Annotated in this window: 22 protein-coding genes and 5 pseudogenes; 14 read left to right on the top strand and 13 right to left on the bottom strand. The window is 55.9% G+C overall.

All coding sequences use genetic code 11. The features are described from left to right. Positions 1-82 precede the first annotated feature (82 nt). Together AC6I6X_RS10975 and AC6I6X_RS10980 are read left to right on the top strand one after the other, a co-directional pair. Positions 83-1201, top strand: coding sequence for an outer membrane protein assembly factor BamB family protein (locus tag AC6I6X_RS10975; protein ID WP_497930566.1), 1119 nt, complete (start codon positions 83-85; stop codon positions 1199-1201). A gap of 420 nt (positions 1202-1621) precedes the next feature. Further along, positions 1622-3169, top strand: a complete 1548-nt coding sequence (locus AC6I6X_RS10980) for a TrkH family potassium uptake protein (protein WP_497930567.1) — start codon at positions 1622-1624, stop codon at positions 3167-3169. An 81-nt stretch (positions 3170-3250) separates the two neighbouring features. Here the strand turns inward: AC6I6X_RS10980 and AC6I6X_RS10985 are convergent. Then, a pseudogene (locus AC6I6X_RS10985) lies at positions 3251-3418 on the bottom strand (IS5/IS1182 family transposase); the annotation flags it as partial. A 1130-nt stretch (positions 3419-4548) separates the two neighbouring features. On the opposite strand from AC6I6X_RS10985, the gene AC6I6X_RS10990 reads away from it, so the two are divergent. Together AC6I6X_RS10990 and AC6I6X_RS10995 are read left to right on the top strand one after the other, a co-directional pair. Beyond that, positions 4549-5205, top strand: coding sequence for a helix-turn-helix domain-containing protein (locus AC6I6X_RS10990; protein ID WP_497931281.1), 657 nt, complete (start codon positions 4549-4551; stop codon positions 5203-5205). 71 nt (positions 5206-5276) lie between these two features. Next, a complete protein-coding gene (locus tag AC6I6X_RS10995; protein WP_497930568.1) occupies positions 5277-5636 on the top strand; it encodes a DUF7344 domain-containing protein in 360 nt (119 codons plus the stop codon). A gap of 367 nt (positions 5637-6003) precedes the next feature. Here the strand turns inward: AC6I6X_RS10995 and AC6I6X_RS11000 are convergent, their stop codons facing one another. The 5 genes from AC6I6X_RS11000 to AC6I6X_RS11020 form a co-directional block, all read right to left on the bottom strand. After that, a complete protein-coding gene (locus AC6I6X_RS11000; protein ID WP_497930569.1) occupies positions 6004-6732 on the bottom strand; it encodes a DUF8127 domain-containing protein in 729 nt (242 codons plus the stop codon). Positions 6733-7150: 418 nt separating this feature from the next. Further along, positions 7151-7507: a DUF7344 domain-containing protein gene (locus AC6I6X_RS11005; protein WP_497930570.1), complete on the bottom strand. Its 357-nt coding sequence runs from the start codon at positions 7505-7507 to the stop codon at positions 7151-7153. A 176-nt stretch (positions 7508-7683) separates the two neighbouring features. After that, positions 7684-8199 carry an Lrp/AsnC family transcriptional regulator gene (locus AC6I6X_RS11010; protein ID WP_497930571.1) on the bottom strand — a complete coding sequence of 172 codons (516 nt, stop codon included), beginning with the start codon at positions 8197-8199 and terminating at the stop codon, positions 7684-7686. Positions 8200-8488: 289 nt separating this feature from the next. Further along, a complete protein-coding gene (locus AC6I6X_RS11015; protein WP_497930572.1) occupies positions 8489-9292 on the bottom strand; it encodes a potassium channel family protein in 804 nt (267 codons plus the stop codon). Between the two features lie 399 nt (positions 9293-9691). Next, positions 9692-9967: a HalOD1 output domain-containing protein gene (locus AC6I6X_RS11020; RefSeq protein WP_497930573.1), complete on the bottom strand. Its 276-nt coding sequence runs from the start codon at positions 9965-9967 to the stop codon at positions 9692-9694. Positions 9968-10443: 476 nt separating this feature from the next. Here AC6I6X_RS11020 and AC6I6X_RS11025 point away from each other — a divergent pair, with 476 nt between their 5' ends. Both AC6I6X_RS11025 and AC6I6X_RS11030 read left to right on the top strand, forming a co-directional pair. Then, on the top strand, positions 10444-11220 hold the full coding sequence (locus tag AC6I6X_RS11025; RefSeq protein WP_497930574.1) for a formate/nitrite transporter family protein: 777 nt from the start codon (positions 10444-10446) through the stop codon (positions 11218-11220). Positions 11221-11240: 20 nt separating this feature from the next. Beyond that, positions 11241-11588, top strand: a pseudogene (locus tag AC6I6X_RS11030) (hypothetical protein); the annotation flags it as partial. A 119-nt stretch (positions 11589-11707) separates the two neighbouring features. Here AC6I6X_RS11030 and AC6I6X_RS11035 read toward each other — a convergent pair. Both AC6I6X_RS11035 and AC6I6X_RS11040 read right to left on the bottom strand, forming a co-directional pair. Continuing rightward, positions 11708-12724 carry an AI-2E family transporter gene (locus AC6I6X_RS11035; protein ID WP_497930575.1) on the bottom strand — a complete coding sequence of 339 codons (1017 nt, stop codon included), beginning with the start codon at positions 12722-12724 and terminating at the stop codon, positions 11708-11710. Positions 12725-13092: 368 nt separating this feature from the next. After that, positions 13093-13296 carry a hypothetical protein gene (locus tag AC6I6X_RS11040; RefSeq protein ID WP_497930576.1) on the bottom strand — a complete coding sequence of 68 codons (204 nt, stop codon included), beginning with the start codon at positions 13294-13296 and terminating at the stop codon, positions 13093-13095. Between the two features lie 203 nt (positions 13297-13499). Between AC6I6X_RS11040 and AC6I6X_RS11045 the strand changes: the two are divergent. Together AC6I6X_RS11045 and AC6I6X_RS11050 are read left to right on the top strand one after the other, a co-directional pair. After that, a pseudogene (locus AC6I6X_RS11045) lies at positions 13500-13778 on the top strand (RNA-guided endonuclease InsQ/TnpB family protein); the annotation flags it as partial. Between the two features lie 80 nt (positions 13779-13858). Next, positions 13859-14260 (top strand): hypothetical protein, encoded by a 402-nt coding sequence (locus tag AC6I6X_RS11050; protein WP_497930577.1) that lies wholly within the window; start codon positions 13859-13861, stop codon positions 14258-14260. A gap of 239 nt (positions 14261-14499) precedes the next feature. Here AC6I6X_RS11050 and AC6I6X_RS11055 read toward each other — a convergent pair. Beyond that, a pseudogene (locus tag AC6I6X_RS11055) lies at positions 14500-14910 on the bottom strand (ribonuclease HI family protein); the annotation flags it as partial. Between the two features lie 74 nt (positions 14911-14984). Then, positions 14985-15272 (bottom strand): amphi-Trp domain-containing protein, encoded by a 288-nt coding sequence (locus AC6I6X_RS11060; RefSeq protein ID WP_497930578.1) that lies wholly within the window; start codon positions 15270-15272, stop codon positions 14985-14987. A gap of 192 nt (positions 15273-15464) precedes the next feature. On the opposite strand from AC6I6X_RS11060, the gene AC6I6X_RS11065 reads away from it, so the two are divergent. The 3 genes and pseudogenes from AC6I6X_RS11065 to AC6I6X_RS11075 all read left to right on the top strand — a co-directional run bounded on the left by AC6I6X_RS11065 (position 15465) and on the right by AC6I6X_RS11075 (position 18190). Then, positions 15465-16778, top strand: coding sequence for an NRAMP family divalent metal transporter (locus tag AC6I6X_RS11065; RefSeq protein ID WP_497930579.1), 1314 nt, complete (start codon positions 15465-15467; stop codon positions 16776-16778). Between the two features lie 403 nt (positions 16779-17181). Continuing rightward, positions 17182-17298, top strand: a pseudogene (locus tag AC6I6X_RS11070) (IS630 family transposase); the annotation flags it as partial. A gap of 118 nt (positions 17299-17416) precedes the next feature. Then, entirely contained in the window at positions 17417-18190 is a 774-nt protein-coding gene (locus tag AC6I6X_RS11075) for a creatininase (protein ID WP_497930580.1), read from the top strand. Between the two features lie 3 nt (positions 18191-18193). On the opposite strand, the gene sugE is transcribed toward AC6I6X_RS11075, so the two are convergent. Continuing rightward, on the bottom strand, positions 18194-18517 hold the full coding sequence (gene sugE, locus AC6I6X_RS11080) for a quaternary ammonium compound efflux SMR transporter SugE (protein WP_497930581.1): 324 nt from the start codon (positions 18515-18517) through the stop codon (positions 18194-18196). Positions 18518-18933: 416 nt separating this feature from the next. Here sugE and speB point away from each other — a divergent pair, with 416 nt between their 5' ends. The 3 genes from speB to AC6I6X_RS11095 all read left to right on the top strand — a co-directional run bounded on the left by speB (position 18934) and on the right by AC6I6X_RS11095 (position 22427). After that, positions 18934-19854 (top strand): agmatinase, encoded by a 921-nt coding sequence (gene speB, locus AC6I6X_RS11085; protein ID WP_497930582.1) that lies wholly within the window; start codon positions 18934-18936, stop codon positions 19852-19854. Positions 19855-20123: 269 nt separating this feature from the next. Beyond that, positions 20124-21665 carry a sodium:solute symporter family protein gene (locus tag AC6I6X_RS11090; protein ID WP_497930583.1) on the top strand — a complete coding sequence of 514 codons (1542 nt, stop codon included), beginning with the start codon at positions 20124-20126 and terminating at the stop codon, positions 21663-21665. Positions 21666-21668: 3 nt separating this feature from the next. Beyond that, a complete protein-coding gene (locus AC6I6X_RS11095; protein WP_497930584.1) occupies positions 21669-22427 on the top strand; it encodes a 3-oxoacyl-ACP reductase family protein in 759 nt (252 codons plus the stop codon). Between the two features lie 36 nt (positions 22428-22463). Here the strand turns inward: AC6I6X_RS11095 and AC6I6X_RS11100 are convergent, their stop codons facing one another. Then, complete coding sequence (locus tag AC6I6X_RS11100; RefSeq protein ID WP_497931282.1) at positions 22464-23228, bottom strand: SDR family NAD(P)-dependent oxidoreductase; 765 nt, start codon at positions 23226-23228, stop codon at positions 22464-22466. A 133-nt stretch (positions 23229-23361) separates the two neighbouring features. Beyond that, positions 23362-24840: a CoA-acylating methylmalonate-semialdehyde dehydrogenase gene (locus tag AC6I6X_RS11105; protein ID WP_497930585.1), complete on the bottom strand. Its 1479-nt coding sequence runs from the start codon at positions 24838-24840 to the stop codon at positions 23362-23364. Between the last annotated feature and the right edge of the window lie 85 nt (positions 24841-24925).

Raw genomic sequence — 24925 nt, forward strand, 5'->3', positions numbered from 1 at the left:
ATCGCTCTTATAGGTTTCAAATCGATTATAATCCCTCCCCGAAAAAATAGAGTTCCAGTACATGAATCGACGCCAGTTCCTGATGGCAACGGGGATGTTCTCTACAGGGATGATCGCGGGCTGTCTCAATGACGGGCAAACACGCCCTGAGACGAAGTGGCACCAGCAGGCATTACCGTCCTCCGGTGTTCGTCGCCCGCCGACAGTTATCGACGACGTGGTGTTCGTCGGTGGCGGAACACGAAACAGATATGTGTCGGCACTGGATGCAACTGACGGGAGTATCGAGTGGACCTTCCAGACCGGCAGTCCTGTGTTTAACAGTCCACAAGTAGTCGGTGGGACCGTGTTTGTCGCCAGTGAGGATGGTAACGTCTATGCCCTCGATGCAGGGACCGGCGACGAAAACTGGCAGTTCGAAACAGACGGCACGGGATGGTCCTCACCAACGGTCTCGGGGGATGCTGTATATGTCGGCGGGACCGACGCGACTGTCTACGCGCTCGGGGTGACTGACGGCGAAGACCGATGGCAGTTCGAAACCGGTAACCCGATCTACTCGTCTCCCACCGTCGTTGATGGGCGGGTTTTCATCGGGAGCAACGACGGACATGTGTATGCGCTCGATGCAGAGGATGGTGAAGAAGAGTGGCGATTCGAGACTGGCGATCGAGTCCGCTCCTCACCGACGGTCTGGGACGATACCGTCTTCGTCGGAAGTCACGATGGGGTAATCCACGCGCTGGAAGCCGTCACTGGCGATCCTCTCTGGGAGGTCGACACGGGCGTTTCGGAGCGGTTTGCGTCACCAACTGTCGCTGATGAGACCCTCTACATTGGGTCTTGGCACGGCACGGTCTACGCGCTTGAGGCTGCGACCGGCGACGAAGTCTGGGAGTTCGATGATATCGACGACTCGACTATTTCTCCGGCAACTGTAGCCGACGACCTCGTCGTTCTCAGTGGCTGGCAGGACGATACCGCAACGCTACTCGCCCTCGACGCCGTATCTGGATCCATCGAATGGACGATCAACACACCCATCGCCTCGGGAGCGACGATCGTCGATGGGACGATTTTCGTCGGGACCGACGGTGTCCTCGCCCTGACTGTCGATGGAGTCGATTCGAGTGGCGATTCTCGCGTCGCGCTCGGAACGCTTGGCCACCACCACGAATGGGCGAACAGTCACAAAAGGTGACTTCGCAAAAGGATTTTCGGTGACTCATTCATCTGAGTCTGTCGAGTACTGCTTCTGTTCGTGTCCGTGGTGTACCGCGGTACAAGACTTGCGCCATGTATCTCGCACGCTTCGCTCAACCTCTCCAGCAATTAGCAGAATGGGCGTGCAAGATACAGAGCATTAGTGCAGCACGACGATTTCGTTTGTTTCACGTCGAAAGCAGTGAACCAGCCGCTCACTACAGGTGCGAACATACCGTTGAAGATCCTACTAGTTTCAGATGATGCCCAGCGAGTCGTACTGAATACATAACTCGAATGTGACACGAGATTCGACTGGATTATAATGATTCCACGATGAGCCAATGAATAGTCTCCCCCGAAGAGCCGCCGAACCGAAACGTCCATCCGTTCATTGTTCGACTGTCATAGACGTTCGATGGCCCGCACACCAAGCATCCACGTCGATTATAGGGTAAGCGTGGCCCTTGTCGGGACCGTTCTCAAATATATTGGCCTTACGCCGTTGTTCCCGCTTGTTCTGGCGTTCTATTACGGTGAAAACCCGATTCCATTCATTACCACTAGTGTGCTCATGGTTGGCGGTGGGTCCCTCTTAGAGCAAGTTCGCAACGATGGCGAGTTGAAACACCGGGAGGCATTCCTCCTGGTGAGTCTTGCGTGGCTGGTTGTGCCGTTGGTGGGGATGGTTCCGTACCTCGTCGCCGGAACAGGCACTGTTGCAAATCCCGTCAACGCCCTGTTCGAGAGCATGAGTGGATTCACGACGACCGGTGCGACCGTTCTCGGGGAGATTTCGGTTGAACGCCATGGGTACGCGATGCTGATGTGGCGCCAGCTCACCCAATGGCTGGGTGGTATGGGTATTCTCGTGTTGATGGTCGCCATCCTGCCGGAGCTATCGGTTGGAGGTGCCCAGATCATGAATCAGGAAGCGCCGGGTATCTCGCTGGAGAAGCTGACGCCGCGCATTCAAGAGACTGCGCGCGGGCTATGGAGTATTTACGCCGGGTTCACCGTTCTCGCGATTGCCGTCTATTACGGATTGCATCTAAGTGGATTAGCGCCGAACATGACCCTCTACAATGCGGTTGCGCACGCACTCACGACACTGCCTACCGGTGGATTCTCTCCGGAGGCACGGAGCGTTGAGGCATTCACGCCTGCGGTCCAATGGGCAGTGATGCCGTTTATGGTCGTCGCGGGGACGAACTTTGCTCTGTTCTGGTACGTCTTTCGAGGAGAGCCTCGTCGGTTAACCAACAATACAGAGTTCCGTTCGTATCTACTTGCCATCCTCGGCTTCGGAACATTGATCTCGGCAGTGCTCTTTCTCGGCGTTGGACTCGCCGAACCGCCGGTAAACCTCGACATCATCCCCGGAAACCTGGAACATTCGCTCCGACAGGGACTCTTTCAGGTGATTGCTATCGTGACGACGACTGGGTACGCGAGTATGGATTTCAACACCTGGGATGCCTCCGCACAGACGATACTGTTGTTCGCGTATTTTCTGGGTGGCTCTGCGGGATCGGCAGCCGGTTCAATCAAGATTGTCCGGTGGGTTCTTGTCAAAAAGTCCATCTTTCGAACGCTGTTCACGTCCGTCCATCCTGAGGCAGTTAGACCGCTGCGACTCGACCGGAAAGTCGTCGACGAGGAGACGACCCGAGATGTACTCGTGTTCATGATGCTCTTTTTGACGATATTTGCCCTCTCGACGGTGCTTCTGTATCTCGATAGCCTCCGCACAACTGACGTGTCGTTGTCTGGGCTTGAGGCGATGAGCGTCGCCATTGCTACGCTTGGGAACATCGGGCCGGGCTTCGGTGTTGTTGGCCCAATGAACAGCTTCCTACCGTTCTCGGATGCTGCAAAACTCTACATGGTCTTTCTGATGTGGATTGGTCGCTTGGAAGTCCTCTCGGTACTGGTCATCCTCACACCGACGTTTTGGCGGCAGTGACGGCCACTAGTAGGCATACTGCTCTCAGAACATTCTTCGTCTGCTGTAGACACACGTTTGACCTTGTTTAGATGCGTGATTTCAGGGGGGTAGTCTCTCGATGGCCCGTTCGATATTTCGGACCCCGGATCGCATGACAAGTTCGCTGAATTGACCGAACCAAGTTCGCGACCAGAGTGTGTCACCGTACCGACGGCGTAAGCTGAAAAACACCGACTCAGCGTTCGAACGATCTGCTGAATATACAGTGCGAATACAGCATAGAACACCCTTATCTCCTCTTCTTATATCGTTCCTGTTGTACCTGCTGGAGACGGTAATTAACACCCCAGATAACCCAAGCAAGGATAATCCCCGTTCCGATGATGGATTCTAACCGTACAATTTGGTCGTCGAGGATGTAAGCAGAAGCGAACACGACGATAACCCAAAACAGAATGACGTAGACGATTTGATCGAGAGAGTCCGGCCCCAAAACCTCCCGAAGAGACATAGTTCTACCTTAGCAAACAGTGCCCATAAAGCCCCTGGCAGTCTTATAAAGACTGGCTCACAGAGTGACTGATCTTACCGATCGGTATATCCTCTGGAGGTTGCACGCGCTTTCTGAAAACAGCTGGAGAGACCGAGTGAGGTGTGCGAGATACACAGCGCGAATGTCGCACGTCATCTGACTCGATCTACGAAAGGTAGTGATCGGTAAGTACAGGTGAATAAGTGAGCGGACACCCGTAATCCATTGATCGTAAAATTTTTAATTCTACAATTCAGGATATGGACAATGGATCGGCTCTCGACTCTTTTGGTGTACGTACTCGTTGGCTTCCCTGTTTTTTTGGTTGCTATCTTTCTCCTCTCATTCGGTCCATTGGGATTGTTCTTGTTCGTATTTCTCATCCTCATCGTAATGGCGATTCTGTCGTGGGACGATACTGACGACCCACCGGCTCGGACGAATTGTTCTAAATGCGGTGCACCGAACAAACCAGACCGAGATCAATGTAAACACTGCAACTCATCGCTCGAAACAACCAATGGAAACTAACCATCTCCTTGCTTCCCAGTCATCACTCTACGGTCAGTAAGCACGTGTAGTGTGCGGATGGTTCACCGATTTCAGTGTGAAAGAAATGGAGTCACCGTACTGCACTAATCCTCTGAATGTTGCAAGCCGCTTCTGACAGCAGTTCGATAGTTCGAGCATCTCGTGCTGAACTCACAGCGCGAAGGTGGCACATCTGAAAATAGATCTGCGAAGAGTGGTGAACGAGCAATACAGAGGAGATCGAGGTCTGGTCCACGAATGAGGCATCCAAAAACAACGTCGTCACGAGTACTCGGTCGTAGACCTTTCCCGGTGGGAGCCGATGGTACAGACAATGGCTACCGAGGCGACGTTCACGGTTCCATCTGACCAGTTCCCGCTGGGGACGGTGTTCAACCAACTGCCGGACGTGATGGTCGAACTCGAACGTATTATCCCCGCACAGGATGTGGTGGTTCCCTACTTCTGGGTACGGGGAACCGTTGTCGAGGACATCGAGAGCGCGTTCATCGAGCATCCCGGCGTGCAAGAGATTCGACTCGTCGATTCCGTCGAAGACGAGTATCTGTTACGCGTCGAATGGGCGCTGGACTACGACGACGTGCTCACCGTATTGGCAGAGACGGAGGTACCGATCATCGAGGCCACTGGGACGAACCAGCAGTGGACGTTCGAGATTCGCGGCGATGATCGAAGTGACATTGCTGACTTTCAGCGACGCTGTCGAGAACTGGATATTTCGACTACGCTGACGGAGTTGCACGCGCTTACGCCGGTCGAAACCGGGACCGAAGCCGCCCTCACCGACACCCAGCAAGAGGCGCTGGTCCTCGCCTACGAGCGTGGCTACTTCGAGTCCCCCCGCGAGGTCACGCTGGAGGTGCTCGGTGAGGAGCTTGACATCTCACAGCAGGCCGTTGGGTCCCGACTTCGGGGCGGGATCAAGCACGTCCTCGGAAGTACGCTCTCCGCCACCAGAGACCGATCCTGATCGGCTACATAAAGTCGGTTTGTATGTGAAAAGGTCAGTGTGATTGGCGGTGGTTGTCTACGTTGCATAGAATGAGTGAGTCCTCCTCCACCTTCGATTCGATACTCGCCCTGTGTCACCACCAACATCGTCGGATCGTGCTCGGAGTGCTCGTCGCAGAACAGCGGTCGCTAACGCTGAACGACCTTACTCAAACTGTCCTCAAGCACAATCATCAGACGGTAATCACAGAGGTTTCTGAGGATGTACTAACGGAGATTCGCCTCTCCCTTCATCACGTCCACCTCCCAAAGCTGGCCTCAGAAGAGCTCATCACCTACGATTTAGACCGACGGCTCGTAGAACCAACTGAGAAGTTCGAGCAGGTCCAGCCGACCGTGTCTACGATCCTCGATGCTGACCCCACACTTGAAACGTCGATCGAACTCTGATGTCGATCACCCGCTCTCCATTCTCGTCTCTATCCTCGTCTGGTGCCAGATGGTTCCATTGAGAATAACGGCGACGAACAATATGCAGATCTACTGAGCGACTGGTCCGCCTGTTTCGGTGCGAAGCGAACGAAGTCCTCGTGCTGAACTCATCCTCTGTATCTTGCACGCCCATTCTGCCAGCTGCTGGATAAATTGAGCGAAGCGTGCGAGAAACACAGCGCGAATGTTGCATGGATTGTCACTTGACAATAGCTTGACCGGGCCGCTCAATATAAGGAAGAGGATTATCACTGGCCGGAGTTATTCTTGATGGTGATTTGGAGTGCCAAATGATTGGCAAAGCTGGACTGAACCACTCGTTCGGTTAGTCTGATCGGTACTCTCTTAGCAGTCCTCCGCCACCGGCAATGGTCCCGAAAACCCCGAGTATTCCGAGTCCAATTCCCGACATCCAGTCAACCCACCGCTCCACATCTGCTCGGTCGCAGAAGTCGTCGCCGCTCGAACTACAGAACGAACCGGAGTCGCCGTACACTTTGCTTCCAGTTTGAAGAATTGTGTAGTACTGTCCACCGTGCTCTACGAGGTGATTTGTATGGGGAACGGGTTTTGTGGAGGTGGTCTTCCCTTTATCCAGCACATCGCGTTCTGTATTCGTCAGTCGATCACTGTCAAGAGCTAACGCGGCGAATGCGTCCGAAGTATCCGTTCGCTCGAATTCGAACTCGAATTCGTTGGTAGCCGTAAGTCGATAAAACTCACCACCGAAGTATGCGTAGCGGAATTCACTCGAAATGCCGGTGGAATTGATCTCGCCGTTGTACTCTCGGAAAGCGAGGCTGCATTCTCTGGTACCCGTCGGCAGACAAACGATGTTCTCATCGACGTTTGTGACCGAAGCTCGCGCATCTCGGCGTTCCTCGCCAGTGTCTACGTCTGTCAGAACGAGTTCACCGTCCTCATGAGTTACTTCGAAGGCCGTATACTGCTGCACTTTCGTTTCGGAATCAGCGATACTGCCACCGGTCAACAGAACTGAAATCCCGAGAACCAACAACAAGAGATATATTGCTTGTGGATGCTGAAAGTTCATATTTGTAAAAAAGAAACCGGATACATGTATCTTTTCGCATTGTCATTTCCGAGAGTGAGTGAAATAAACGATGACAATGTGATGCATCCATGCTCTGTATCTCGCACGCCGTTCCTGACAACAGTTAGGTTGATCTGCAAGTCTCTGCAAGATACACAGCGCGAATGTCGCACGTCATCTGATTCGATCTACGAAAGGTAGTGATCGGTAAGTACAGGCGAAGGCGTTACCGGAGCGCCCCTCTAATTCTATAATAGTTGTCAGAATAGGCGTGCTGAATACAGAGGATGGATGCAGCACGATAGCCTCCCTCGGTTCAGACCGAGCGACTGAAACAGCTGTTCTAGGGGTGCGAAGCCATCACCACTCGTCATCCGGACTCTACGAGTGTCGGGGACGGCGTTGCATGGGCGCTCGCTCAATCGCCATCGACGGGGTGCGGGTACCCCTCGATACGAGCTGCTTCGGTGATGAACTGGCCGTGCCCATTTGTTCCGTCAAGTTCGATGGAGTCAGTGTCCGCGTCGAACGTGATGAAGCCGGCGTCGGCAAGTTTCGGGAGGTGGGTGTGACGAAGCATCACTTCGATGGCGTCCCTATCGTCGCTCCGGTCTCTCCCAGATGGAACCCCGTCCCCGTTTGCGATTGCAGCCGCGAGCATTTCGAGGCCTACCACCTCTCCATCCTGCCTCAGGTAGTACAAGACGTAGCGCCGGTGTGGGTTCATCAAGATTTCGAACGTATCGTTGAGGGGCTTTGTATTGGGCGATCCCATTAAGCATCGATTGGACTGCACCATCTTAACCATTTTTTCCTGGCAATTTTACCTATTTGTCTAATTGGCGCAGAAGGGGTGTTCTGGTTGACTTTTCCAAGCAAAAGGAGAATGGTGGGCTGTGTAGTGCCAGTGATTTTTCAGTTATTCAACTCTTGGGTCGGTCTGGAGCGTGGTTATTCCTCGGTGTCTTCGATCTCGTTGGCAGTCTCAGCGTCCTCGCCAGTAAACTCCTGGTGGAAGTGATTCCACGGCTGGATCCGTTCTTCCGCCAGAATATCGCTACTTCTGATCTGGAGGTCTAACTCGTTTAACTGCTCGGTGCTTTTCTTCACTTCGGATGTTGACTCGGCCACGACTTCGACGTGGAGATTTTCTGCGCCGGCCAGCATCTCTCGGACGTTGACAACGCCTCGCACGTCGAGGGCTTTCTTGGCTATCTCCGACCGACTGGAGAGGTCGGTCGAACAGATGAACAGCACGCGCATTGGATACCCCGCTTGCTCGTAATCGATCTCCGGATTGTATCCGGTGATAATGCCCTCTTCCTCCAGGCGCTCGATCCGGTTGTGGATGGTCGTCCCGGTCACGTCAGTCTCTTCGGCGATGTCCGTGTCGGTGGCCGCTCGGGCGTCGATCTGCAACAAGTGGAGGATACGGCGATCGAGATTGTTGAGTGGGTCATCGACCATATTGGCTCTTTCGTCGTCAAACCATTTGAGTCGCTCCCAGCATCCAATTGTGAACCCCATCGGTGACACCTATACACTCTGTATCGAACGACTCCAGCTGCCACGCTCCAGAACTGCCACCGTGCGAGATACGCGCTGTCTATTCAGCGGAAGCTGAACCAGCTACCGAGTTGTTGTCAAGAGCGGCGTGCTGAATATAGAGGTTATATCTTTCACCGTGATTTTGTAAGCCTGGAAGTGCACGACCAAACATGCGACGAGTCGTGAAGCAACGAAAAGGTCACTCGTCTCATTGGGTCGTCCGTTCAGTTTGAGTATCTTCGAGTTCTTCACCACACCTCCAACAGTAGTTAGATTCGCTGTAATGTTTCGAGTTCCCACAGCGGCTACATTGGATGTCAGTCTCGCCAGTTTCTCTGGCTCTCACTACCAACCAAGGTATAAGAGTTACAGCAGCTATAAGTCCAATAGCTGTTGCCATCTTACCGCCAGTGGTGCTTGGCACAGTATTGCCAAATCCAGTCGTGGTTAACGCGACTACAGAGTAGTACAGGGCATCTCCGTAATTATTGAAATCCTCGTTTATTCCGGATTCGAATCCCCAGATTGCACCTGCGTGCAGATTCAACATAATGAATACTAAAATAAGGAGTTCTGCAGTAATTACTTGTCTCGATGTCAACTCATAATTGAAGAATCTATCATTTTCCAAACCCAATCTGACAAATCTGAATACTCTAAAAATCTGAATACTTCTAAAAAACGCTAGTTGACCGACTATTGGAAGAAAGATAATTAGCAGTGCAGGAAGAATAGCCAATAAATCAGCAATAGAGTAGAAATCTGTAGCTTCTACCAAAGTGCTGTCAGCGTAGTCCAATCTTGATAGGTACTCAAAAAGAAATACCAGTGCTAGACAGAATTCAACAGCTATGATATATTTCTGGTATGGTCGGGAAAAATCATACGTTCCTATAATATATATTAATAAAAATATTAAATTCAGAATATACAGAAAGTAAGATGTATATCTGCCTTTTCGAGTATCTAAATCATAGAGCAATTGACCAAATTGTAGGGTAGGTCTCTTCATGTGACCACGTGATTCCTTGGTAACTGCTGATGACGAGTTCTCACGTCTATTGACCTACTGACGGAGTGTAAATCATGTGTTTCAATAGCTTTCGAATGGTGACTAAGACTCCTGGAGTTGTTTTCACTTAAGTGATTTAGTATGCACATGTAGCTGTCTTCTGTATTGTTTGTGCACGCCCAAGCCGTTCTCGCTAAACTGTTCGCGTGATCCGTGATTTGTACTTCCGCTGTGTTCACGCTATGGATTCAGCAGCGGCTGAACTTTCTACCCGAATCCTGTCAGGAACTGCGTGCGAGATACAGAGGATGAGTTCAGCACGACGGCTTTGTTTGTTTCACGCCGAAACCGGTGAACCACCCACGCACTACATGTGCGAACTGACCAGAGATCTACGTCTCAGTCGTAACAGATAACCATCGTGTTCCCGTCGATCTGGATCTTATATTCATCGACGATGAACGAAATAATGTGTGAGTTGTTACCAATGACAAGCGTATCGAGGGCTTCAGGATCGACGTGATTGTATAGGGTCGTGCCCAGTTCTACTGGAAGGGCAGTTGGTTCAACGCCTTCCAAAGAAGCTATAGCGTTGATGACGGCCTCACTCGGAGCGGAGTTGGACCAGTCGTATTGGCTCTGAACTGACTCGGAATATGTGTGAGATTCCCCCATGCGTTCCTGTGGCACCGCACTCGGTTATATGTGTTGTGACCTTCTGGGTGACACTACGCCCTCACTCAGCCTACTGCCTGTACTGAGTGATCACCACCTTCGCAAATCGGGCCCGATCTCATGCGACATTCGCGCCCTGTATTCAGCAGCGTCGGAATCTTCTACTTGATTGCTGTCACAAACAGCGTGCTGAATACAGGCTCTGAGCCTTGTTTAGACGCTCCAGAAGGCACCGGTTAGTAGTTACGACGGGTAAACAGAACCAGTCCGTGAGCGTCTCTCGACTCGGTTTGTTGTTTGGACAACAGCCGTAGAGGACGATCTGCACCGCGTCTAAACAAGGCCCAGGCTCTGTATTCAGCAGAAATAAAAGCCGTAACTTGTATTCGCCTGTCTTGTCCAAGTAGAAGATACAGGTAGAACTGATGTCGAGGGAAGACCGTTCCGAAGCCGAGAAACGGGAGACGTTAGCCCACATGCAACAGATGCCGTCACCGGCGGTGCTAGATTCGCTGATCGAAAGTGGGCTGCACGAGATGGAGCGGGAACGGTCGGGATTGCTGCTTTCCGCGTTTTCGGCCGGACTCGACATTGGCTTCGGGCCGCTCCTCATGGCGGTCGTGCTGACTCTGTCGGCAGGAACTTTCGGGGACCTCTCGACGGAAATCCTTCTGGCCAGCGCGTACGCTGTCGGGTTCATGTTCGTCATCCTTGGGCGGTCAGAACTGTTCACCGAGCACACCACCCTCGCTGTGATCCCGGTGCTCGACCGCCAGGCTTCTATCGGCCAGTTGGGACGACTGTGGGGCCTCGTCTACGTGGGCAATATCGTCGGTGGGGCTGTCTTCACGTTCTTGGCGGTGTTACTCATGCCAGGGCTCGGCGTGGTTTCGCCTGAGGCATTCGGAACTATCGCAGATAAACTCGTCAGCCACGACCTCTCCTGGCTGTTCGTCGCTGGCATCTTCGCGGGATGGTTGATGGGGCTGATGGCCTGGCTGATCACCGCCGCCCAAGAAACGATAAGCCGCGTATTTATCATCTGGCTCGTGGCCGCAACGATCGGTATCCTCCATCTCCCTCACGCTATTGCCGGAAACGTGGAAGTCCTTTTCGGCCTCTTCACGTCCTCGGCCGTGTCGGTGAGCGATTATCTGGCGTTCCAGGTGCTGGCTACGGCCGGCAACGCTGTAGGCGGCACAATCTTCGTGGCCGTATTGAAATACGGCCATGTCGTTCGTGGCGCGAAGTAAAATAACCGCATGATACACAGGTCGGCTGGCAGGTGCTGGTGCGGAATCTCGACGAGCTGAGTACTGTCGCTGCGGATAAGGGATATGATTGGGAGATCCTTCGCACAAAGTTGCGTGCGGAAGGTGTCACACCGCTGATTCCGCGGCGCGGGCCGGGATTGCGGGGCTGGGCGAGAAATTTGCTCGTCTTTGACCGGGAGTGCAACCTCCGCTCGAACGTTGAATCGGTGTTTTTCGGCTTACGCCGTCGGGCAGTTATCGCGCCTCAAAATTATGGGCGCTGCAGGCTCTCGTTCGACGGTCGAACGAATCGTCATTTCAGGCGAGAGGTGGCCGAATTCAGGGGCTCAGAATTGCAGTTTCTATAAGATTGTTCACGGTTTACGTTTCCAATACGAGATACACGGCGCAGAGTCACCCGGGTACTGCGAAGAACTGGCAAACAATTCCCTCCCAAGAGCGTGTTCGACCGACTACGAACGGTTAGTCAGCCGATGTCGCCCTCGTCGAGTTGGGTCCAGTTATCCAAGCCGACGCGGAGGGTGGCTTTGAGCGCGCCAAGGACGACGGGACCGAAGAATAGTCCCATAACCCCGAATGCGTACGCACCACCGAGGATACCGAGGAGGATGACGGCGGGATTGAGTTCCGCATACCTATCGACGGCGAACGGACGGAGATAGTCGTCGGTAAGTCCAACTACGATAACGCTGTAGACGAACAGTCCGACGGCGAGCGATAGTTCGCCTGTGAGATACAGGTAGACTACTGCCCCACCCCAGACTGGGATCGCACCGACGAGCGGAACCATAGCGAGAACGATCATAACGGCCGTCCAGAACGCCGCATTGGGAACGCCAGTGGCGGCGAGTCCGACACCGGCGACGACTCCCTGGACGAAGGCGACGAAGACGTGCCCGAAGAGAACGCCCCACATCACGTCGTCGATTTCGGCGTAAAGGTCACGCTGGATGTCCATCGGGAGTGGAACCGTTCGGTGGAGCCAGTCAAGTAGATCGTTGCCGTCTTTGAGGAGATAGTAGACGAGAAAGAGCGCCAACGCAATCCCGATGAGGTGGAAAGTGATCGTACCGAGTGTTTCGGTTGACCGTTCTAACACGATCGTTCCGATTTGCCGGCCAGAGCCGACGAGTTCGGAAACGATATCGACCTCTCGTCCGGTGAGGTCCTCGATTCCGGATTCGATCACCTCAATCTGCATCGCGTCAGCGTCGAAGTCCTGGAGGATTCGCTCGGCACTATCCGCGACGGTCGCAAGGACGATTACGAACGGTGCGACGAATCCGGCAACTGCCAGAACGACGAGAAAGAGTGCAGCCACCATCGGCGATGCGTACTCCTCAAAGCGGACTTGCAGCGGATAGAGCACGTAAGCGAGGAGTATGGCACCAAGGACGTACTGGAGAAACGGCTGAATCAGTATGACCGACAGCACGAGGAGGGCGGCGATGAGAGCGAGGAAAAACCCTTTACTGAGGTTCACGACCACGAATTGGTCAACCGGTGACAAAAAGATTCTCGCTCATCCCAAGAACGGTGTTACGGGTACTGACGTTGGTGTGGATACACGAGCCCGAGTTCGGCAGAGTAGACCACGTGGTCTCACTGACTCCCTGCTGGCCTCAGCCCCTCTATTCAGCAGGCTCTTGCCACCGACTCGTCAGTTCTGATCTCGTCTGCTGCGTAGAGAGCGCGAAAGTGACACAAGGAGAAGACCGACCGAACCGGTTGTGTTCGTTTAAGGAGATTCACTAACCGCTCAGTGAAGGGGGACGCGCAGCTAACGGGCCGAATTCTCGTTCTGTCGGACGATGCAGTTCGTGAGGAGTCTTGAGCCCGGTTTCTCGGTCACTATTCCGCATACACGAGCGTTCGTCGGCACTCGGGACAGACGTATGGAACTGGTGTGAGGATTTCGTCTGCCCGGAGGCTGCTAAGAAATCCGTCGTCTGTCGCTTCTGAGACGATCGAGAGCGTTCCCATGACGTCGGCTCCTTGTAACTCCATCTGCTCTAATGATTCCTCACAGTCCGGACAGACCTTCTCAGAGGGCATGTGTATCACACACTCGCTACTCTCAAAAACGCGTTTTGATTTGTGCTCTTATGGGATGAACAGGCGCAAAACCTCGCGCTTTAGCGCAGGGATACGCGCCGTCACTGGATGACGCAAATCACCGACAGCAACATTGCTGGATATTCCACGCCAACCGATATTATTAAGAAAACAGCATCCATAACCACTTATAAAGCCAGAATATGGGTCGAACCGTCCGAACCTTCGAGGCGACGATTACGAACCAGCGACAAGTTCGTGACAACCTCGACCAACTCGGATGGGCTGCCTCAAAACTCTGGAACGTCGGTCGCTACTACGCACAAGAACAGTGGGACGAAACGGGCGAGATTCCCGATGACGGGGAACTCAAAGCCGAACTCAAAGGCCACGAACGCTACACGGACTTACATTCTCAATCCAGTCAGCGTGTTCTTGAAGAACTCGCTGAAGCGTTCAACGGCTGGTTCGGCTCGACGCGGCGACGCTGAAACGGGACCTGGGTGAGGCGTCCGTCCGCCCCTACGTCGCCTTCCAGTTATCGCTGGCCGTATTAGTCTCGTTGCTATGGCTCTCGGAGATTCTACCGGCGACCCTCGCAGGGACGACACCGGCGGCCATCGCCGAGGCGGGACTCCCCACGGCAGTCATCTACTCGCTGGATCTGGGCATCATCGTCCCCGCATTTGCCCTGACGGCCTACTGGCTCTGGAACCGTCGGGTCTGGGGATACGCGTTCACCGCCGTCTTGCTCGTGAAGATCGCCACGCTCGGCGGCGCCGTCCTTGCAATGATCGTTTACATGACCTTCGATGGGCAGGCCGTGCCGCTGCCCCAGATTCTCATCTTTGGAACGCTGACGGCCATCAGTCTGGGATTGATGGGTCGATTTCTGGCGGCGATCAGTCCGGAGTCCGACCCAGTCCGGGGCGGTACGAGTCCCGATAGTGGGGTTGAAGCGTAGCGAGAGGTCGAGCTTACGCGTGCTCGACGAAGAACTTCTCCGGCGACCAACGAGAGGTGTAACTTTCAACGTTCCCGCACGAGATACGCGCTGTGAGGTTAGCGTTCACTGAGCGGATCACTCAACTACTGACAGAAACGCGATGACCGACTCAGAGGGTGTAGTCAGCACGTGGTTTCTATTCGCTTCCGAGGAGTGCAACAGAGCCGGGCGTTCGAATTTTGGGCGGCGTAACTCGCCTATCCGGGTCCGAAGGCCGCGATATCGGCACCCACTGTCGCCAGTGCGTCGGCGGGGTTCGGGTCGCTGTCGGCCAGATGCGTATACTGGTGTTCCGGGATGCGCGACAGTGCTGCCGTGACTGCCTCGCTGTATGTCTCAACGCCCGGTTCCGTCGGGTCATCGCCACCCCAGACGTCTCGGATGACCGTCATCGAATCGATGCGCACGTCCAGCCTGCGTGGCTCGTAGCGAGCCAACAGTTCGGAGAGCCCGAGCTGGAGGGCGACGTACTCGGCAGTGTTGTTCCCCGTCCGGGAGCCGACGGGTCGGCCGAGACGGGCGAGTAGGTCCTCTGTAGCGTCCATGATGACAGCGCCCGCACCTGCGGGGCCGGGATTGCCGCGTGAACTGCCGTCGACGTAGAGGATGAATCCAGCACGTCGGCATCGTTTGTTTCACGCCGAAGCAGGTGAACCAACTGCTCAATAGAGCTGCGAATTGCTCACTCGATTTCTAACTGGCCGCTCCCACCGTCCTCCCCATTGCCGTTCTCGGCCCATTCGAGTTCGAACTCGATACTCAATTCGCCAGGTCCGTCTGTCGGCCCCTCGCGTTCGGCTTTGACCTCAAACGTCGGGCGGGCTGGCGGCTCCATCGTCACGGACTCAGAACCGGATTTCAGAGTGACCGCTTCTCCTTGTTCAAGTTTATCAGCGACACTACGAAGATACGACGCGATTTCTTCTCGGGTCTGGCCGCTCTCGGATTTGAACAGGACTTCTTCAGGCATACAAACGATACTACACGCCTGCATGTATAAGTCCAATCACTATCCCTTGCAGATCGCCTCTCAGTCTGTAAATCGCCTCTCAATCTATGCCACATTCGCGCGTTGTATACAGCACGGGCGTTGGAACTTATCACTAAATGAGGGTTTCGACAGAGCCGTACTTTTTTATCAGGCGTGGTATTCTTGGGTAATATGACTGGAGAATATCCGCTCGACGCCGGGACAGTCCGTGAGTACCTCGGCGCGATGGGGCCCTCCTGGGTCGCGGGGGCGATCGCCGCCGGCCCGGCGACGATGGCGAGTCTGATCACTGCGGGGGCGATCTTCGACTATCAACTCCTCTGGGTTGTCGTACTCTCCGCGTTCGCCGGCGCCCTGGCACAGTACCTCGCGATGCGGCTGGGTCTGCTCACCGAGCGGGGGATCGTCGGCGTCGTCGAGGAGCACCTCGGGGAGACCTGGGCATGGATCCTGGTCGCGGACGTCGTCATCGCGGCTGGGGTCGCCCAGCTCGTCATCATGAACACCGTCGCCTCCGTTTCGGCGACGATCACGGGGATCGACGCACGCCTCTGGGGCGTCGCCTGGGGTGGTATCCTCGTGTTGGGTCTTGCCGGTCGGGGGTACCGGTTCATCGAGCTCTTTGCGAAGCTGCTTGTCACAGCGGTCGTCCTTGCCTTCGTCGCCTCGCTATTCGTCGTCTCGATCGACTTCGGCCAGGCTACCCAGGGGCTGGCACCGACGCTGCCCGGCGGCAGCGCACTGGTCGCTGCAGGCATCCTCGGGGGCGCGGTCCACATCACGCTGATCACGATGCACTCTTACACGATGCGTGCCCGGGGGTGGACGGAACGTGACTACGACCTCGCGACGGTGGACGTTCTGGCGTCGATGCTCGTCGCCTTTGGCATCTACAGCATCGCTATCTTCCTCGTCACGGCGAGTACCCTGACCGACCCGGATCTGACGACCGTCGGTGCGGCCCAGGCCCTCGGGCCCCTGGTCGGCCCGGCCGCCATGTGGCTGTTCCTGCTCGGCCTCGGCGGTGCGGCCGTCTCGACGCTCGGCGGCAACACCATCGTCCCTCCGTTTCTCGTTGCCGACAAACTCGGCTGGGGCACGACCATCGAGGATACGCGGTACCGCGGGCTCCTCGCGGTCTTTGCCGTGCTGTCGGTGCCCGGTGCGTTCATCGGCGGCGAGGTCATCGGCCAGCTCGTTCTCGTCTTGGCCCTTGGCACGGTCGGAACGCCCTTCGCCATCGCCGTCCTCCTCTACCTGTTGAACGCCGGGAGTGTCGGCGCCTCGAACTCAACGCTCGCGAACCTCGGCGGGCTCGCCTTGCTCGCCGTTTCGGGCGGTCTCGCGGCCAACTTCGTCAGGGAGCAGATCACGACCGGCCTCGATCTGCTTTCCGGACTCGTGTTTGCATTCGCGCTCGTTCTCGCTGCCGCGACGCTCGTCCTCCTCGGACAGTACGTCCGTGAGGAGGTGCCCCCAGCGTGACTGGGCTTCCGTTCCCGCTGACTGGCTCGACCCTGATCGTCGGGCCGTCCCAGGCCGGAAAGACTCGTCTCACGGCCCGCGCCCTCGAGGCCTGGGTCGGTCGGTATGGTACTGATGGGCTCGTGGTTCTGGAGTTCGCGCCCGAACTAGAACGCGACGGTCGAATCCTTGGCGGTCGCTTGGACCGGTTCACTACCATTTCCGACGGTGTCTGGCACGGCGTCCTCGACGCGCGTGCCCCTCGGGCCGAAGGGGCCGATGAGGCAGAGTCGGTGGCACTTGCAAAGGAAAACGCCAACCGTGGTATCGAGATTCTGGACGCTGCCCCGGATCCAAACGCTGTCTTCGTCAACGACGCGACCATCCCTCTTCAGTATGAGTCCGTCGAGGTGGATCTGCCCACAGGCTACTGCGATCGGCTCTCAGTAGCCGATTCTTCGACTCATGTACCGAGCTCACGACAGCGATCGATACCGCTCTTGATCAACTCTCGATTTCAAAAGTGGGCAATTGCTTCTAATGACTACTATAGTATCTCCTTTGGAAGGAAGAGCGACTAACGGATCTCATGACGCTCTTCCTCGATTGATCGGTCAGGTTCGTCAGATGTAATAAAACTGCGCTAGTACACAATTCTCATGGTTGAAGATAATACCGTCCCTATGGGCGAGCTGACATGGGAAGAGTTCGCTGACCGGATCCACGACGGGCCCGTATTCATTCCGGTAGGAAGTACTGAGCAACACGGACCGCATCTACCGCTTAACGTGGATACAGTTCTCGCCCGAGAATTCGCTACAAGGGCAGCGAGGCGCGTCGACGGAGTCGTTGCACCAGCACTCCCATACGGATTCAAATCACAGGCCGGAAGTGGCGGAGGTCCGGACTTCACGGGAACTACAAGCCTTGACGGTGAGTCCCTTAGACGCCTGTTTGGTGACGTAGTCGGTGACCTAGTCGCTGACGGTGCCAGCGAAATCGTCGCAATCAACGGTCACTACGAGAACGAATACTTCCTCCGCGAGGCGGTCGACCTCCACCTCGAGGGAGGAGAAGGCGAGTTTATGATCGCTAGTTGGTGGGACCTGCTTTCCCCGGACGTGCGCGAGGACGTATTTAGTGACGTCCCGGGTGGGTTTCCTGGTTGGGCGACCGAGCACGCCGGAGTGGTCGAAACTGCGCTCATGATGCACTTCCGTCCCGACCTCGTTCGTGAAGATCGCGTCGTAGACGGGGGGCCGGATCGATCGCCGCCGTACGTGTTCAAGCCTGCACGCGACGATCAGATCGCCTCGTCTGGTGCGTATTATAAGGCAACGTATGCGACGCCCGAGATGGGGGAACGAGTGGCAGTGGACGTTGTTGAAACCCTCGTCGACGGGATTGAGAGCGAGTGGGGCGACGCAGTCTGACAGTTAGTGGCCGGCCGATGTCGCGTGGAGGCCGACGACGCCGACGACAATGACGCCGATGAAGATGATCCTTGCTGGATTAGCCGACTCATCGAGGAGCACGATTCCTAGGATTGCCGTTCCGGCGGCGCCGATGCCGGTCCAGACAGCATAGGCGGTTCCAACTGGGAGCGTCTCTACTGCCTTCCCGAGCAGCACAAAACTGATGACTAACGCGACGACTGTCGTAGCCGTTGGGAGAGGTTTCGTGAACCCGTCAGCGTAGGTCAGACCAATCGCCCAAGCGATCTCGAATAAGCCGGCCAGAATAAGAAGGTACCAGGACATTTCTATAAATATGGATGTCGCCCACGACTAAACGTTCCGTTTAGCGTTTGAACTCGATTGTCACGGGCTGTGCAATTTTCTGCGGGGCCAACTAGTTGGTTCGCTCGTCGAATCGTCTGTTGGTGACTGAACCATGGCCGCGGGCGTGCGCTGTTGGGAAGTCGAGGCGTCATATCACACTAGATAATATCCACTATATGTGGCAGCTTTTAGTATGTTTTTACTCCTGTTGGGGGATATATGGAACTCAGTCATTCTGTTTGTGCTGTCGCCCAAAGATTAATCAACTATGTCTCTAAACACTGCCTGCGTATGACTCCCGATCCCATACACCATTCCACTAACTTTCCCGCGTGGATGATAAATATATGCTCTCCGGCGCAATCCAAGACGCCGCTCGCTGGAGGTGTCGTCGCGTGATCGATCCCCAGGAAGTCCCGCGGTTCGCAGGCGTCTCGTCGTTCATGCGGATGGCCCACGTATACGAGCTGGACGACCGCGACGCGGATGCCGCTTTCCTCGGTATCCCATTCGACGATGCGACAACGTACCGTCCAGGTGCGCGGTTCGGCCCACGTGCAATCCGTGAGGCGTCGACTCTTCTCAAACCCTATAATCCGGTCACGGGAACGAATCTGCAGGACTACTCGATCGTTGATCATGACGATGTTCCTGTGATCCCCGGCTATATCGAAGACACGTTCGACGAGATTCAAGAACGTGTAGCATACGTGCTTGATCACGGTACCGTCCCTGCGATTGCAGGCGGCGATCACTCTACGACGCTGCCAGTGTTGCGCGCTGTTGCCGAAGAGTACGGCCCGGTATCTCTCGTCCAGTTCGATGCTCACTCCGATCTATGGACCGAATACTTCGGGAAGGAACACAACCACGGAACGACCGTGCATACTGCCATTGAGGAAGGGTTGATCGATCCAGAGACGTCGATTCGGATCGGAGACCGCGGCGGGCTGTACGGTCCCGAAGACGTCGATATGATCGACGAGTCAGGAATCGAGTACTACACAACCGAGGAGGCAATCTCCGAAGGATTGAACGAACTCGGTGAGCGACTCCGTCAGCGTGTTGAGGGACCAGCGTTTGCAACGATCGATATTGACGTCGTTGATCCAGCGTACGCGCCGGGGACGGGGACACAGATGCCTGGTGGTTTGACGTCGAGAGAGATCCTGCGCCTAACGCGACAACTTCACGGCGTCGATCTAGTCGGATTCGATCTTGTTGAGGTGGCGCCGCCATACGACGACCGCGCCGGAACAACGTCGGTGCTTGCAGCGAACGTAATGTTCGAGGCGCTGTGCGCTGCGCTCGACTGAAAATAATATTCAATGTAAAGCTAGTATACCAGGACGATATACTCATTTAGGTTAGTTCTGCCGCACAGTGTCCCTACATAAACATCAGATTTAAGTACCTGTGCAGATATTGGGATATCGTGCCATGTCTGTGAAAGTCACTACCATGCGTGGTGTTGCGCTCAGCGTTTGCGAACGCGGCGTACCGGCAGTTGATTTGGCAAAGGGCAATGATCAGCGTACTCGTATCAACGGTCGTCTGCAACAACAGGAATGGAGGGTTCTGACCGATGGCGTTTGACCTCAAAAGCGGGATCTACCTACTGTACCTCCTCTTCGTCCTCGGGGTCGCTGTCTACTCATACGGTAAGATCGACGACGCAGAGGATTTGCTGGTGGCCGGGTTCGAACTCCCGCTTCCGTTTGTCACTGGCAGCCTAATCGCGAGCCTGCTGACCGCGACGTATTTTTTCACCGGAGTTGGCCTCGGGTTCAACGTAGGCGGCTGGGAGGCCACCGCTGTGCTCACCGGTCTCGGTTCAACGATGATTCTGGGCGGTATCATCTGGACGAAGCCGCTCCGTCGGCTGCGTGGGTGGACGATGAGTGACTATTACTACCGGCGCTTCGGCGAGAACAAGATGATCGGGGCGTACGCTGGCCTGTTAATGTGGATAGCGTTCAACATCTTCTTGGTCGGTGCACTGACCGCCGGCGGTGCGTACGTCGTCGCCGCTGTCCTAAACGTCAGCTTCACAACCGCGGTCTTCATCACCGCAATTATCACGGCGGCGTACAGCATGCTTGGCGGGTTATGGGCGGTCGCGTACACCGACTCACTGCAAGCGATCATTGGTCTCATTGGACTGTTCATCGGCGCATTCATGTTATTCGGCGACGCTGGTTGGAGCACTCTTGGTAGCGCCAGTCACTGGAACGTCCCTCACCTATTCACTGCCGGTGGGACGACGTTCTGGTCGTTGTACCTCGTGTTCGCGGTGGGTGATCTGCCCGCGGCCGATATCGGCCAGCGCGTCGCCGGCTCCGACAGTCCGGACACGGCACGAAAAGCCATGCTCATCGCCGGCAGTATCATCGTCATTGTCGGATTCCTTCCGGGTCTCATTGGTGAAGCGCTCCAACCGCTGTACTCGAACCCCACCAACGCCGAACGTCTGTTCATCCAATATATCGACGAGGCGATGCACCCAATCATGGGAGGGATCGTCCTGTCAGCTATCGGTGCAGCCGCTATGTCGACGCTTGACTCTGCGTACGTAGCGGGAACGGCGTGCCTGCTGAAGAACGTCTACCTTGACGTGGTCAACCCGAACGCAGCTGACGATCGACTGATGCTGCTCTCGCGGGTTCTGATCGGACTGTCGGCGCTGGTTGGCGCCCTGCTCGCCGCGTACTTCCAGCAGGCGCTATTCCTGGCAGTGCTAACGTTCGATCTTATCTTCGTGACACTCGTACCGGCGCTCATTCTTGGTGTCTACTGGAGGCGGGTCAATGCGAAGGCGACACTTGCTTCTATCACGGTGGGGCTGGTTGTCTACGTCATGCTCTACCAGTTCGGTAACCCGTTGGCGTTTTCCGCGGATTCCATGGGGCTTGCACTCATTGCCTCAATGTGGAGCACGGTCAACTGGGTCCCGTCCGTCATGCTCTCGACGATTACCATCGTCGTAGGTTCGTTTATTTGGGAGCCGACCGACGCAACGCTGGACGCCTACGAGCGCCAACATGATTCTAGTCACGACCACACCGACGTGCCGGAGATGTTCGGCGACGCGACGGTTGAACAACCCATGGCTCCGAGCGAGGACTGATCCGTGAGCGAACGACTCTCGGACAGGACCGCGCTCATCACCGGGGCATCCCGGGGTATCGGGAGTGCTATCGCCGTCGCATTCGCACGCGAGGGCGCAGACGTAGCGATCAACTACTACTCAAATGAAGCGGCAGCCGTCGCCACGGCTGAGGATGCCCGCACGGCCGCGCCTGATAGCGTCTCCGTGACGACAGTGCAAGCTGACGTTACGGACGAAGACGATGTCGACGAAATGTTCGAGACGGCGATAAATGAACTCGACCGTATCGACGTCCTCGTGAACAATGCTGGCGTCCTATCGCACGCCCGCGTAACGGAATTGTCCGTCGACGAGTGGGATCGGGTTCTCCAGACCAACCTTCGGGGAACGTTTCTTTGTTCTCGTCGTGCCCTTTCGGATATGGAGAATGTCGGTGAAGGGTGTATCGTCAACGTGACTTCGGACCTCGGACATCTTGGAGCACCGGAACTTGCCCACTATAGCGCGTCAAAAGGTGGGACAATCGCATTCACCCGCGCTGTGGCTCGCGAGGTCGCGCCCGAAATCCGCGTCAACGCCATCGCTCCCGGTCCGATCGCTACCGACATGCTGACCGAGGACGTCTCCGAGGAGCGCCAGCAAGAGGAGGCCGAAATTCCCTTAGAACGGGTCGGCCGACCGGGCGAAGTTGCACCGGTTGCCGTCTTCCTTGCGAGTGACGACGCGAGTTTCTTTACCGGACAGGTGCTCGATCCGAATGGCGGATCGGCGATGTACTGACGCTCGAGGGCCGTGTAGTCCGTTATCTTCCGGTCGTTACTCGGCCATGTAGCCGCCGTCAACGACGAGGTTGTGACCAGTGACGTACGCGGCATCATCGCTCGCGAGAAACACGGCCGCATCGGCAACATCTTCTGGGCGCCCATCCCGTCGAAGCGGGATATCCTCCGTGAACTGACCAATAACCTCGTCTTCATCTTGGCGCGTCTGTGCGGTCTCGATGATGCCTGGATTAATCGCGTTCACGCGAATCCCCTGGGGGCCCTGTTCGACCGCGAGTTCACGCGTAAGATTCGTTACGCCCCCTTTCGACGCACAGTAGGCTGACGATCGGTCGTAGCCGGCGAGACCGGCGATCGAGGACATATTGACGATGACGCCGCCGCTTTCCTGATTTTGCATCGCATCAATCGCAACTTGCGAACCGAAGTACACGCCCTTCAGGTTAACGTCCAGAACGTCCTCATAGGTCTCTTCGTCGACAACCGTGATATCGGATTGGGGCGGAAAAATGCCCGCGTTGTTCACCATGATGTCGAGGCACCCATAGGTGTCGCGCGTCGACGCCACGACAGCCTTTAGATCGTTGACTGACGATACGTCTGTTCGGACGAATCTACTCGTTCCGTCCTCGGCCAAGATACGCTCGTGTGTCGGCTCACCGCCTTCGCGCGGTTCTTTTTGTGTGTCGGCTACGATGACAGTCGCTCCCTCTTTGGCGAAGCGGAGCGCTATTGCGCGGCCGATCCCGGACGCTGCGCCTGTGACAATTGCGGTCTTCTCTGCAAGTCGTTGGGTCATGAATGACTGGGTTTCGTGATTGGTTGATTTGTAAGTAGCTGGTGGAAGCTCGTCTCGCGTCATGCTGGATGCTCGCGTGCGACCTTCGGAAAGGAGGGACGGCGCGGACGGCTGGAGCTGTACCGAACTGCGATCAGGTGTCCGGCCAGCGTTCAATGTAGACTGTCTTGTCCGTGTAGAAGTGGATCATGTCCTCGCCTTGTGCATGCAGGTCGCCGAAGAACGAGTCCTTCCAGCCGCCGAAGTGGAAGAAAGCCATTGGGGCAGCCGTCCCGGCGTTGACACCGAGATTGCCGACGTCCGCTTGGTGGCGTACTTTCCGCGCGTCGGCACCGCTGCCGGTAAACAAGCTGGCTGCGTTGCCGAAGTCACTACGGTTCATCACGTCAATCGCCTCATCAACATCATCAACTGCCATGAGGCCAAGTACTGGACCGAAGATCTCCTCGCGAGCGATCGTCATCTCCGGGTCAATACCGCCGAACACAGTCGGCCCGAGGAAATTCCCCTCCTCGTACCCATCAACCTCGACATCGCGCCCGTCAAGCAGCAGTTCCGCGCCCTCGTCGATTCCGGTCGCGATCATGTCGCGGACGCGGGCTTCGTGTTCAGGCGTGATGAGCGCGCCGATGTCCGTCTCGTTATCGAGACCATAGCCGATCTTTTGGGCCTTTGCTTCCTCAACAACGCGCTCGACGAACTCGTCGTAGATGCCCTCTTCGACGACGACGACGTCGTTTGCGAGACAGCGTTCGCCCCCGCAGGCGCAGGCCGATGATACCGTCTTTTTTGCAGCAAAGTCGAGATCTGCGGTCTCAGTGACGATGATGTGGTTTTTCGCTCCGCCTTGGGCCTGTATGCGCTTTCCGTTTGCAGCAGCGCGCTCGTAGATCGTTTTCGCGACAGGTGTGGAACCGACGAACGACGCACCCTGGATCCCGTCGTGGTCGAGCAACGCGTTCACGGTGTCGACGCTTCCATGAACGAGCTGCACGATGCCGTCCGGGAAGCCCGCCTGCTCGACCAGCTCGAAGATGCGCTGGGCGACAACTGGATCCTGCTCGCTGGGCTTGAGGATGAATGCGTTGCCAGTCGCGACCGCGTACGGCAGGAACCACAGCGGGATCATCCCTGGGAAATTAAACGGTGTGATTGCGGTGAACACACCCAGCGGCTTACGAACCGCTGTCTCGTCGATCTCCGGAGCAGCATTCGGAAGATGGCCTGCCTGCATCATTGAGGGAATGCCACAGGCGACCTCAACGTTCTCTATCCCGCGGCGGAGCTCACCCTTTGCCTCGGCGAGCGTCTTGCCATGCTCCTGTACGAGGACCTCCGCGAGATCATCTTGGTGGTCCTCAAGCAACTGTTTGAACTCGAACAGCGGCTGGATGCGTTCTTCCACGGGAGTCGCGCTCCACTCTTCGAACGCCTCTTGACCAGCTTGTACAGCAGCATCAACGTCATCAGCGGAGCTGAACCCGACGTAGGAAATTACTTCACCGAGCGAGGGGTTGACGACATCTTGACCATCGTCGCTAGATGGTGCCTGCCAATCGCCGTCGATGTAGTTCTGTACGTCGTCCCACGGGGGGGATGTATCGAGTGACATTGAACATCTGAAACTGTATCTCTCCCCCAATAAATCTTTCCTACTATTTCCGAGAAGATGCGCTAGAGCGAGGATATAGTAGCTC

The organism is Halosolutus sp. YCN4 (assembly GCF_059736495.1).

Coding starts and splice junctions, on each gene's coding strand:
- AC6I6X_RS10975 (WP_497930566.1), top strand. CDS start 83: ATGGCAACGGGGATGTTCTCTACAGGGATGATCGCGGGCTGTCTCAAT.
- AC6I6X_RS10980 (WP_497930567.1), top strand. CDS start 1,622: ATGGCCCGCACACCAAGCATCCACGTCGATTATAGGGTAAGCGTGGCC.
- AC6I6X_RS10990 (WP_497931281.1), top strand. CDS start 4,549: ATGGCTACCGAGGCGACGTTCACGGTTCCATCTGACCAGTTCCCGCTG.
- AC6I6X_RS10995 (WP_497930568.1), top strand. CDS start 5,277: ATGAGTGAGTCCTCCTCCACCTTCGATTCGATACTCGCCCTGTGTCAC.
- AC6I6X_RS11000 (WP_497930569.1), bottom strand. CDS start 6,732: ATGAACTTTCAGCATCCACAAGCAATATATCTCTTGTTGTTGGTTCTC.
- AC6I6X_RS11005 (WP_497930570.1), bottom strand. CDS start 7,507: ATGGGATCGCCCAATACAAAGCCCCTCAACGATACGTTCGAAATCTTG.
- AC6I6X_RS11010 (WP_497930571.1), bottom strand. CDS start 8,199: ATGGTCGATGACCCACTCAACAATCTCGATCGCCGTATCCTCCACTTG.
- AC6I6X_RS11015 (WP_497930572.1), bottom strand. CDS start 9,292: ATGAAGAGACCTACCCTACAATTTGGTCAATTGCTCTATGATTTAGAT.
- AC6I6X_RS11020 (WP_497930573.1), bottom strand. CDS start 9,967: ATGGGGGAATCTCACACATATTCCGAGTCAGTTCAGAGCCAATACGAC.
- AC6I6X_RS11025 (WP_497930574.1), top strand. CDS start 10,444: ATGCAACAGATGCCGTCACCGGCGGTGCTAGATTCGCTGATCGAAAGT.
- AC6I6X_RS11040 (WP_497930576.1), bottom strand. CDS start 13,296: ATGCCCTCTGAGAAGGTCTGTCCGGACTGTGAGGAATCATTAGAGCAG.
- AC6I6X_RS11060 (WP_497930578.1), bottom strand. CDS start 15,272: ATGCCTGAAGAAGTCCTGTTCAAATCCGAGAGCGGCCAGACCCGAGAA.
- AC6I6X_RS11065 (WP_497930579.1), top strand. CDS start 15,465: ATGACTGGAGAATATCCGCTCGACGCCGGGACAGTCCGTGAGTACCTC.
- AC6I6X_RS11075 (WP_497930580.1), top strand. CDS start 17,417: ATGGTTGAAGATAATACCGTCCCTATGGGCGAGCTGACATGGGAAGAG.
- sugE (WP_497930581.1), bottom strand. CDS start 18,517: ATGTCCTGGTACCTTCTTATTCTGGCCGGCTTATTCGAGATCGCTTGG.
- AC6I6X_RS11090 (WP_497930583.1), top strand. CDS start 20,124: ATGGCGTTTGACCTCAAAAGCGGGATCTACCTACTGTACCTCCTCTTC.
- AC6I6X_RS11100 (WP_497931282.1), bottom strand. CDS start 23,228: ATGACCCAACGACTTGCAGAGAAGACCGCAATTGTCACAGGCGCAGCG.
- AC6I6X_RS11105 (WP_497930585.1), bottom strand. CDS start 24,840: ATGTCACTCGATACATCCCCCCCGTGGGACGACGTACAGAACTACATC.